At 71.1% G+C, this 10387-nt stretch carries 9 protein-coding genes; 3 read left to right on the plus strand and 6 right to left on the minus strand.

The window, feature by feature from the left end:
• Nucleotides 1–447: 447 nt before the first annotated feature.
• The 4 genes from VFM98_RS00040 to VFM98_RS00055 form a co-directional block, all read right to left on the minus strand.
• Nucleotides 448–1470: a TRAP transporter substrate-binding protein gene (locus tag VFM98_RS00040; RefSeq protein ID WP_325107834.1), complete on the minus strand. Its 1023-nt coding sequence runs from the start codon at nucleotides 1468–1470 to the stop codon at nucleotides 448–450.
• 31 nt (nucleotides 1471–1501) lie between these two features.
• Complete coding sequence (locus VFM98_RS00045; RefSeq protein WP_325107841.1) at nucleotides 1502–2752, minus strand: TRAP transporter large permease subunit; 1251 nt, start codon at nucleotides 2750–2752, stop codon at nucleotides 1502–1504.
• A gap of 109 nt (nucleotides 2753–2861) precedes the next feature.
• Entirely contained in the window at nucleotides 2862–3362 is a 501-nt protein-coding gene (locus VFM98_RS00050) for a TRAP transporter small permease (RefSeq protein WP_325107835.1), read from the minus strand.
• On the minus strand, nucleotides 3359–3841 hold the full coding sequence (locus VFM98_RS00055; RefSeq protein WP_325107842.1) for a gluconokinase: 483 nt from the start codon (nucleotides 3839–3841) through the stop codon (nucleotides 3359–3361). The genes VFM98_RS00050 and VFM98_RS00055 overlap by 4 nt, the downstream gene beginning before the upstream one ends.
• Before the next feature lie 185 nt (nucleotides 3842–4026).
• On the opposite strand from VFM98_RS00055, the gene VFM98_RS00060 reads away from it, so the two are divergent.
• Both VFM98_RS00060 and VFM98_RS00065 read left to right on the plus strand, forming a co-directional pair.
• On the plus strand, nucleotides 4027–5052 hold the full coding sequence (locus tag VFM98_RS00060) for a LacI family DNA-binding transcriptional regulator (RefSeq protein WP_325107836.1): 1026 nt from the start codon (nucleotides 4027–4029) through the stop codon (nucleotides 5050–5052).
• A gap of 120 nt (nucleotides 5053–5172) precedes the next feature.
• Nucleotides 5173–5430 (plus strand): hypothetical protein, encoded by a 258-nt coding sequence (locus tag VFM98_RS00065; protein ID WP_325107837.1) that lies wholly within the window; start codon nucleotides 5173–5175, stop codon nucleotides 5428–5430.
• Nucleotides 5431–5662: 232 nt separating this feature from the next.
• On the opposite strand, the gene VFM98_RS00070 is transcribed toward VFM98_RS00065, so the two are convergent.
• Nucleotides 5663–6256, minus strand: a complete 594-nt coding sequence (locus VFM98_RS00070; protein ID WP_325107838.1) for an ATP-dependent Clp protease proteolytic subunit — start codon at nucleotides 6254–6256, stop codon at nucleotides 5663–5665.
• A gap of 23 nt (nucleotides 6257–6279) precedes the next feature.
• Nucleotides 6280–7770: a HAMP domain-containing sensor histidine kinase gene (locus VFM98_RS00075; RefSeq protein WP_325107839.1), complete on the minus strand. Its 1491-nt coding sequence runs from the start codon at nucleotides 7768–7770 to the stop codon at nucleotides 6280–6282.
• 266 nt (nucleotides 7771–8036) lie between these two features.
• Between VFM98_RS00075 and VFM98_RS00080 the strand changes: the two genes are divergently transcribed.
• A partial coding sequence (locus VFM98_RS00080; RefSeq protein WP_325107840.1) for an ATP-binding protein occupies nucleotides 8037–10387 on the plus strand: 2351 nt, incomplete at its 3' end.

Here is a 10387-nt window from a genome sequence, read left to right on the forward strand (position 1 = left end):
GGTGAGTTGCGTGAAGCCGGCGCGCACGGATTCCGCCGCGCCTTCGATCAGGTAAGCCTTGAACGGGTCCATCCGGAAAGCTTACCAGCCCCCTGCTTCGTCGTCCCCGCGCAGGCGGGGACCCCGTTTTACGCGCAGGGCACGAAGCCCTCCGGAGACCGATCGCCCGTCATCCCACGCTGCAGGCGCAGGACGGGTTTGTCCGCCTCCGGAAGTAAAGGGGGAGGCGCGGGCGCGGCGACAGGTGGGGGCTGAGCGCTCATCCACGCCGGAGGACATGGAGGAGGCGGACAAACCCGGCCTGTGCCGGACCAGGGGCAACGAACGCAGCGCGGCACGGACGCAGCGGTCGACGCGGAATGCGGGAGCCCTGGATTCCCGCCTGCGCGGGAATGACGAAGACGAAAAAGCCGCCCGGAGAGGGCGGCTTTTTCGGGGGGCAGCAGCTTACTTCGCCGCGCCGCGCATCTTGCCCAGCGCGCCCTGGGTTTCCTTCCACAGCGCCACGCCCACGTTGGAAGCGATCTCGGTGTTCACCTTGGCCAGCTTGTCGCGCATGCGGCCGGCTTCGGCGGGCGACAGCTCGTTGACCTGCATGCCCTTGGCCTTCAGGTCGGCCAGCGCCTTGGCGCCCTCTTCCCGCGTGTCCTTGCGCTCGAAGTCGCGGCTCGCGCGCGCCGCATCGGCCAGGATCTTCTGTTCGTCCTTCGACAGGCCGTCCCACCACTTCTTCGACACCGTCACGATCCACGGGCTGTACACGTGGTTGGAGACCGTCAGGTACTTCTGCACCTCGTAGAACTTGGAGGACAGGATGGTGTTGTACGGGTTCTCCTGGCCGTCGACCGTCTTGGTCTCCAGCGCGCTGAACAGCTCCGAGAAGGGCAGCGGCACCGCGTTGGCGCCCAGCAGCTTGAAGGAGTCCAGGTACACGTTGTTCTGCATCACGCGCAGCTTGACGCCGTCCAGGTCTTCCATCTTCGTGACCGGGCGCTTGCTGTTGGTGAGGTTGCGGAAGCCGTTCTCCCAGTAGGTCAGGCCCACCAGGCCCTTCTCCTGCAGCTTGTCCATCACCTTCGTGCCCACCGGGCCGTCGAGGACGGCGTCGGCTTCCTTCGTGTTGTTGAACAGGAAGGGCGTGTCCCACAGCGCCATTTCCTTGGTGATGCCCACCAGGGTGGCGGTGGAGCCCACCATCATTTCCTGCGCGCCGCCGATCAGGGCCTGCTGCATCTGGACGTCGGAGCCCAGCGCCGCGGCGCCGATGGCGCGCACCTTCATCTTGCCCTGCGAGGCCTTCTCGACCTGCTCGGCGAAGAACTTGACGGCGCGGCCCTGGTTGCTCTGCTCGTTGAGGCCGTAGCCGAAGCGGATCAGGCGCGGCTTGATGTCCGCGGCGAAGCCGGCGCTGGAGGCCAGCAGGGCGGCGCCGGCGGCCACCGCGAGAATCGTGCGACGAAGGATTTGCATGGGATGCCTCTCTCTTTGGATGAAACGGGAATCAGCGCATCCACGCCACCGGTGCGATCACCAGCTGCGGGAATGCGACGAACAGGGCCAGGATCAGGACGTAGACCGCGAGGAAGGGGTTCACGCCCTTGATCACGTGGTGCAGGGGCAGCCGGCCGACGCCAGCCACGACGTTGAGGACGGTGCCCACCGGCGGCGTGATCAGGCCGATCGCACCATTGAGCACGAACATCAGCCCGAAGTAGACCGGGTCGATGCCGGCCTTCACCGCGATCGGCAGCATCACCGGCCCGAAGATCAGGATCGTGGGCGTGAGGTCCAGCGCGGTGCCGATCAGCACCAGCACGATCATCATCACCGTCATCAGCAGGCGCGGGCTGTGCACCAGCGGGCCGAGCCAGCCGGTCAGCGTCGCCGGCAGGTCGGCCAGCGTGATCATGTAGCTGGCCACCTGGGCGCCGGCGCACAGGAACATCACGATGGCCGTCGTCTTGGCGGCGCGCACCAGCACCGGCCCGATCTCGAGCCACTTCATCTCGCGGTGGACGAACAGCGCCACCACCAGCGCGTAGAAGGCGGCCACCACGGCGGCCTCGGTGGGCGTGAACACGCCCGTCTTCATGCCGCCGATGATGATGATCGGCATCAGCATCGCCCAGAAGGCCTTGCCGGTGGCGCGCAGGCGCTCGCGCATCGGCAGGGGTTCGCCCGCGGGCAGGTCCACCTTGCCCAGCACCAGCTTCCAGGTCACCAGCAGGCCGGCGCCCATGAACAGGCCCGGCACGATGCCGGAGAGGAACAGCGCGGAGATCGAGGTGTTGGTGGTGACGCCGTAGATCACGAAGGGCATCGACGGCGGGATGATCGGCGCGATGATGCCGCCGGAGGCGAGCAGGCCGGCCGACGTGGCGAGCGGATAGCCCTCCTTCTTCATCATCGGCAGCAGGATGGTGGCGAGCGCCGCGGTGTCCGCCAGCGCCGAACCGCTCATGGACGCCATCAGCACCGCGGCGCCGATCGCGACGAAGCCCAGGCCGCCGCGGATGTGGCCCACCCAGGCCTGCGCCATGTCGATGATGCGGCGGCTGATGCCGCCCGAGTTCATCAGCTCGCCGGCCAGGATGAAGAAGGGCACAGCCAGCAGCGGGAAGCTGTCGACGCCGGCCACCAGGTTCTGCGCCAGCAGCTGCGTGTCCCAGAACCCGAGCACCCAGGCCATGCCGGCGCCGGTGAGCACCAGCGCCAGGCCCATGTTCATGCCGACGCCCATCAGCACCAGCATGCCGAGCGAGAAGACGAGGAAGGCGAGCGCTTCAGGCGTCACAGGAACACCTCCGTGCTGCGCACTGCGGTGCGAGCCCGTCCGGGCGGCCGTGCGGGGCTCATCGTGCTCATTCCACTTCCGCCCCGTGGCCCAGGTCCAGCGGCTGGCGGCGCACCAGCTCGATCAGCGCCATCACGCCGATCGCGCTGCAGCTCAGGAAGGCCGGCAGCGGCAGCAGCGCCACCGGATACCCGAGCACCACCGAAGTGCTGTCCATCCCCACGATCACCTGCTGCCAGGCGCCCCAGGCCACCAGCACGCAGGCCAGCAGCACCAGCAGGCGGATCAGGACCGTCATCGCCGCCAGGGCGCGCGGCCGCTTCTGCAGCAGGCCCACCAGCGAGGTGAAGGCCATGTGTTCGCCCGCGGGATACGCCGCGGTCGCGCCGATGAACACCATCCACACGAACAGCAGGCGCGAGAGCTCCTCGCTGGCGGCGATGCCGCTGCCGAAGCCGTAGCGCAGCACCACGTTGATGAACACCGCGATGGCCATCACGCCCAGGCAGGCGGCCATCAGCCAGTGGGTGATGCGCTGGAAGCGCCCGTGCGCGAGCGGTGCGGTCATGCAGGCTCCTTGCCGTGCAGCCACGCGCTCACGCTGCGCTGCAGGTCGTCGAGCGGGGCGAGCGCATCCACGCGCAGCACGCCGGGCTCGCCGACCGGCGATTCGAGGGTGGCGAACTGGCTGTCGACCAGCGTGGCGGAAAAGAAGTGCGAGCCGCGCTCGGCCACGCGCTGTTGCGCGGCGGCGCGGTCGATCTCGAGGAAGACGAAGCGCAGGCCGGGCGCCGCGGCGCGCAGCCGCTCGCGGTAGGCGCGCTTGAGCGCCGAGCAGGTCAGCACCACGCCCTGCGGATGCGCGGCCAGTTGGCCGCCCAGGATCTCGAGCCACTGCGCGCGGTCGGCGTCGGTGAGCGCGATGCCGCGGCTCATCTTGTCGCGGCTGGCGGCGCTGTGGAAGTCGTCGCCCTCGATCAGCGGCAGGCCTTCGGCGGCCGCCACTGCGACCCCCAGGCTGGACTTGCCGCAGCCGGCCACGCCCATCATCACGATCCGATCACCCACTGGATAGCGCTATCTCAAACGGCAAACAAAAAGGGCGCCCGCCACCCGCTTCAGGGCCCCTCCCATCCTGCTCGGATAGGGGAACGCCGGGCTTGTCGAACGCCTCTGGACAGCGCTATCCTAAGCGCCTCCTCCGCCATTCTAGTTCAGGGTTAACCCTAGTCATGTCACCCAAGCGATCCCACTCCCGTGCCACCGGCCGGGTCACCCTGGCCGACGTGGCGCAAGCCGCCAACGTCAGCCCGATCACGGCCTCGCGCGCGCTGCGCGGCGAGCGCTCGGTCGCGGCGGACCTGGTGGCGCGGGTGCAGGCCGCGGTGCAGCGCCTGGGCTACGTGCCCGATCCGGCCGCGCGGGCCCTGGCCTCGCGCCACGGCACGCAAGTGGCGCTGCTGGTGCCGCTTTTGTCCAACGCGCTGTTCGTCGACCTGGTCGAGGCGGCCCAGCGCACCCTCACCCGCGCCGGCTACCAGACGCTGATCGGGGTGACGCACTACGACCCGGCGGAGGAGGAGCAGATCCTGCGCGGCCAGTTGCTGCACCGCCCGGCCGGCATGCTGGTGACCGGCCTGGACCGCAGCGAGGGCACCCGGGCCCTGATCGCCGCCAGCCGCGTGCCCTGCGTGCACCTGATGGAAATGTCGGACGCCGAGGGCGTCTACAGCGTGGGCCTGTCGCAGCAGCAGGCCAGCGTGGCGATGACCCGCCACCTGCTCGAACGCGGCCGCCGCCGCATCGCCTTCGCCGCCGCGCAGCTCGATCCGCGCACGCTGCAGCGGCTGGAGGGCTGGCGCGCCACGCTGGGCGAACACGGGCTGTACACGCCGACGCTGGAATGGCTCAACCCCGCGCCCTCCTCGATCGGCCTGGGCAGCGTGATGTTCGAGCAGATCATGGGCCAGAGCCCGCCGGTGGACGCGATCTTCTTCTGCAACGACGACCTGGCCCAGGGTGCCCTGCTGGCGGCGCTGCGCCTGGGCATCCGCGTGCCCGAGCAGGTGGCGGTGGCCGGCTTCAACGATCTCACCGGCAGCGACCAGATGCTGCCGCCGCTGACCACCATCCGCACGCCGCGCGCCGAAATGGGCGCCGCCGGCGCCGAGATGCTGCTGAAGCTGATGCGCGGGGTGGCCGTCACGCCGGCCTGCCTCGACCTCGGCTTCGAGCTGGTGGTTCGCGGCAGCACCTGAGCGCGCTTCCTACGCACGCGCCGCGGCCTCGCCTACAGGGCCGCCGCGCGCCATCCCCAGATGCGAGCCAGGGACCGGCCGCGCCGCGGCCGGCCCGCCATCGCACAAGGAGTTCCCCTCATGGCATCCCGCACCCCCTCGAATCGCAAGCCCAGCGAAGGCGGCCGCGCCACCCAGCAGAAGCAACGCGCCAGCGGCGAGCGCGAACGCGCCCGCGCCAGCGGCGGCGGCCTGCGCAGCCAGCCGGCGGAAGCGCCTCCCGGCCGCAGCGCCAGCACCGGCGGCCTCACCACCCGCGGCATGCTGCGCAACGACGCCAACAGCCGCAGCAGCAACGCCGGCAACCAGCGCCGCCAGCACACCCGCAAGGAACGCTGAGCCGCCGGGGCCCGGCCAAAATGAAGCCCGCACGAAGGCGGGCTCGAAGCATGGCGTGAACACCTTCAGGAGCTGTGTTACGTGGCTTCCATGCACCGCGCAGACTACTGAACCCGGGCGCGACTGACAACGCCGGCCATCCCGGATTACAAAGTCCGGCGTCCACTATTCCACGCCAGGCGCCGGGAGGCAGGGAAATGGCCCTGCGCCCGGTGGCCCGGGGCCCCGTCTCCTAGGCCTTCAGCTCGCTCTTGTAGGTGACGATGCGGCCCACCAGGCCGTATTCGATCGCTTCCTCGGCCGAGAGCCAGCGGTCGCGCTCGATGTCTTCCAGCACCTTTTCCAGCGGCCGGCCGGTTTCGCGGGCGATGGTGCGGGCCACCCGCTCGCGCGCCTTGATGATCTCCTGCGCGTGGATCGCGATGTCGCTGGCCGGGCCGCCGGCGCCGCCGGACGGCTGGTGGATCAGGAAGCGCGTGTTGGGCGTGCAGAAGCGCCGCTCCCTCGGCACCGCCAGGTACAGGTGGGTGGCGGCACTGCCGACCCAGCCGGTGCCGATCATGTTCACCGGCGCGGCGATGAAGCGGATGATGTCGTGGATGGCGTCGCCGGATTCGAGGTGGCCGCCCGGCGAGCTCACCAGCATGTCGATCGGCGCCGCCGAATCGGCGTCCAGCGCCACCAGCCGGCGGGCGATGTCGCTGGCGCTCTGGTCGGTGATGGCGCCGAACAGCAGCACCGTGCGCGACTTGAAGGCCTTCTCTTCCAGGAAGGCGTTGCGCGGCTCCGCCGTTGCGGCCGGGGTTTCGGGATCGGGATGTTCCATGGTCTTCCTCCTGAAGACCGCCATCATGCAGGAAGCCGGGCAGCTCCGTGCGGCTCGTCCGCCGGCCCTTGCACACTGAAACGCAGCAGCACCTGCGTCCGGCCGCCCGGGGCGGTCGAGATCGCCACCGCGCCGCCGAAGCGCTCCATCGCCCGCCTGAGCATCGGCAGCCCGGCGCCGAAGCCGGAGTCGCGTGCCGCGCGCGGCGCGACGCCGGGGCCGGCCCCGCTGTCGTTCACCGCCAGCTCGATGCCGTCGGCCGCGGCGGGCAGCTGCAACGCGATGTGCAGCTCGCCGCCGCCAGGCATGTTCTCGATCGCGTTGGAGACGACGCTGTGCAGCGCCTGGCGTACCAGCGCGCGGTTGCCCTGCACCGGCGTGCGGCACAGGACGCCGCGTTCCCAGTGCACCGCGATGCGGGCGCGCTCGAAGGTCGGCTGGAACGCGGCGAGCACGCTTTCCAGCACGGAACACAGGTCCACCGCCTCGGTGTTGCCTCCGCTGGGGTGCGAGTACAGCAGCAGGTCGCGGATCCAGTGCGACAGGAAGTCCACCTGCGTGAGGATGTCCTGCGCATGCTTGCGCACCATCTCGTCGTCGCTGCAGCCCGCCAGTTCCGCGCTGGAGCGCACGCTGCCCAGCGGGTTGCGCAGGCTGTGCGCCAGCGCGCGCGCCATGTCGCCGGCGAAGACCTGCGACTGCGCCTGCACCAGCTGCCGCTGCTGGTGCCGCAGCACCCGCGAGGCGCGCCGCACGATGCCGAACAGGCCGAGGTAGATGAAGAGGCCGCCGACCAGCGTGGTGCCCCACACCAGCCGCTGGCCGGCGCGGATCGAGGCCATCAGGTGTCCGGGTTCCTTGTAGACCTCCACCACCGCCTGCACCTCGCCATCCGGCCCGGTGAGCGGAACGTAGTTCTCGATGAAGAACTCCTGCGGTTCCACCACGAAGCGCTGTTCCGAGCGGGTCGAACCGGAGGGGTGGTGCAACGCGATGTCCGGACGCAGCCGGAACGCCTCGGCCAGTTCGCCGTTGTCCATCACCGTCTCGCCGATCAGGGCGGCGTTGGTGGACCAGACGATGCGGCGGTCGCGGGCATACACGTTCACCAGCAGCACGTCCGGCAACTGCTCCAGGTGCTCGAAGGCCTGCGCGCGGGCGCGGTCCACGTCCGCCGGCGACAGCCCCTGCGACCAGGTCTCGGCACGCGGATCCAGGAAGGGAACGAGGCTCGCCGCGCCGATCTGCGCCGCCTCCACCGCCAGGAAGCCCGAAATGAATTGCGCGGTGAGCAGCCCGTCGCGCTGCAGGGCCTGGCGGGTGACGAAGTTCGAGATCACCGCCCCCGTCGAGGCCGCCACCGGCATCAGCGCGACCAGGCTGGCGATCGAGAACCAGCGCAGCAGGTCGAAGCCCAGCACGAAGTGCCGCGCCTCGCGCGCCCCGTTCCCATCCCGCACAGCCGCCTCGGCGGATTGCTCCACGCGCGTCCCCGTCACTTGCCCGAGCCGCACGCCGACTCCCGCGGCCCCGGCTTGCGCCAGGGCAGCCTGCATCTTGAGGTGCCGCGCCGAGGCCCGCAATTCGCAGGGCTGCAGTCGGCACCAAAGTGCCCGCGAAAAGGCGCGAGCAGGCCACGGTCCCAGGCCGCGTCGGGCCGCTCGCCCGGCGCCGGGCCCGATGCGAAGCTGCGACGCGCGGCGCATGGATCTTGACTGCGCGCAAGATCCGGCCGCACCACCGGCGTAGGCTTGCGGGCAGTTCCGCGCCCCGGCCCGCCATGCTGCCCGTCACCACGCTGCTGTTCACGGCCTCGCTCGCGGTTCCCGCCGCCCTGTTCGGCTTCATGGCCTGGCAGGCGCGCGAGGAGGTGTTCGACGACGCGTACCACCGGGTGGAGCAGGCCACCGGCATCCTGCACGAGCACGCGCTCAAGGTGTTCGAGATCAACGCCGGCGCGCTGGAGCGCACCGCGCAGTACGTGGAGGAGAGCGCCGGCCGGCAGCAGCCGCAGGACGCCGCGCAGCTGCACCGGTTCCTCGCGGAGGTCGAGCGCAGTTCGGCCTCGGTGCAGAGGCTGTGGGTCTTCGGGCCGGACGGCCGCGGGCTGGCCACGAGCAGCCCCGTCCCGCCGCCGGCGGGCCCTTTCGTCCGCGATCGCGACTACTTCCAGCACCACCTCGCCAAGGGGCGCAGCGCCTGGTTCGTCTCGGGGCCGCTGATCGGCCGCACCGATCGCCGGCTGCAGTTCGCGCTCACGCGCCGGCTCGAGCGCGCTGACGGCAGCTTGCTGGGGGTGGCCCTCTCGGCCATGTATGTCGACGAATTCGCGCGCCAGTGGCAGGCGCTCTCGCCCGAACTGGTGCCCGACACGGCGCTGGTGCGCGACGACGGCGTGGTGCTTGCGCGCCACCCGCCCCTGCCCGAGCCCGTGGCCGCGCCGCCATCGCCGCCGGATTTCGCTCCGCTGCCGGCCGCGCTGCAACAGCCCGGGCGCCCGCTGCGGATGGCCGCCGGCCTCGACGGCCGCGAGCGGATCGTGGCCTTCCGGCGCCTGGCCGGCTACCCGGTGATGATCGTCCATGCCGTCGGCGTCGACGCCGTCATGGCCGGCTGGCGCCACCGGCTGGCGCTCCCCGGCCTGGTCTCGGCCTTCGCCGCCCTCGCCCTGCTGGCCATGACCGCGCTGGTGCATCGCCGCTACCGCATCGAGCAGCGCCTGAGCGACGCGCTGCGCCACACCGACGCCGCCCGCTCGCGCTTCTTCGCCAACGTGAGCCACGAGCTGCGCACGCCGCTGGCCCTGATCCTGGGACCGGTGCAGCGGCTGCTGCAACGCTGCCCTGCGCAGGGCGAGGAACACCGCGAGCTCGAGGTGATCGAGCGCAGCGCGCAGGCGCTGCTGCGGCGCGTGAACGACCTGCTGGACATGGCGCGGCTGGACGCCGGCCGCATGCCGGTGGACTACGCGCGCACCGACCTGGCCCAGCTCGTGCGGATGGTCTGCGGCTGTTTCGACTCCGCGGCGCACGACACCGGCGTCACCCTCACCGTGGAAACCCCGCCCGAACTCGTGGCGGACGTGGACGCGCCGAAGGTCGAACGCATCCTGTTCAACCTGCTGTCCAACGCGTTCAAGTTCACCCCGGCGCCGGGCCGCGTGCGGGTGACCCTGGCCGCGCAGGACGACCAGGCGCTGCTGGTGGTGCAGGACACCGGCCCCGGCGTGCCGCCGGCGCTGCGGCAGGCGGTTTTCGAGCGCTTCCGCCGCGCCCACGAGAGCGCCGAGAGCGCCCCCGGCGGCACCGGCCTGGGGCTCGCCATCGTGCGCGAGTTCACCCATCTGCAGCGCGGCACCGTCTCGCTGGGGGGCGCACCGGGCGGCGGGGCCCTGTTCCGCGTACGGCTGCCGCTGCGCGCGCCGGCGGGCACGGCGGTGCTGGAAGCGCCGCTGTCCCCCCTGCCGGAGACGGCGCTGCGGCCTGCGCGCAGGGGCATCGCAGCGCCCGTGCCGCTGCCCCAGGTCGGCGCCGACCGGCCGCGCATCCTGGTGGTGGAAGACCATCCGGACATGGCCGCCTTCGTCGCGCAGGCGCTGGCCCGCCGCTACCGCGTGGAGACCGCCTCCGACGGCCAGGTGGGGCTGGACGTGGCGCTGCGCGGGCCCGCGCCCGACCTGGTGGTGCTCGACCTGATGATGCCGGTCATGGACGGCGAGGCGATGCTGGAGCGCATGCGGCGCGCGCCCACGCTCGGCGAGGTGCCGGTGCTGATGCTCACGGCCCGGGCCGACGACTACGCGCTGCAGGCGCGCGTGCTGCGCAAGGGCGCGCAGGGCTTCCTGCAGAAGCCGTTTTCGGAGGAGGTGCTGCTGGAACGCGTCGGCCGCATGCTGGCCGACCGCGAACATGCCGCCGCCCGCGTGCGGTCCCTGGAGCAGCGGCTGTGGGCCATCCTGGAGACGGCGCAGGACGCCATCATCGTCGGCGACAGCGAGCAGCGCATCGTGCTCTTCAACCGCGCGGCCCAGCGCATGTTCGGCTACTTCGCCGCCGACGTGATCGGCGAAGGGATCCAGCTGCTGATCACCCCGGAGTGCTGGGAGAACTGTGCGCTGCGCGCCGGCGGCAC

Origin of the sequence: Ramlibacter sp., from assembly GCF_035706265.1 — a bacterium.
GTDB lineage: Bacteria > Pseudomonadota > Gammaproteobacteria > Burkholderiales > Burkholderiaceae_C > Ramlibacter.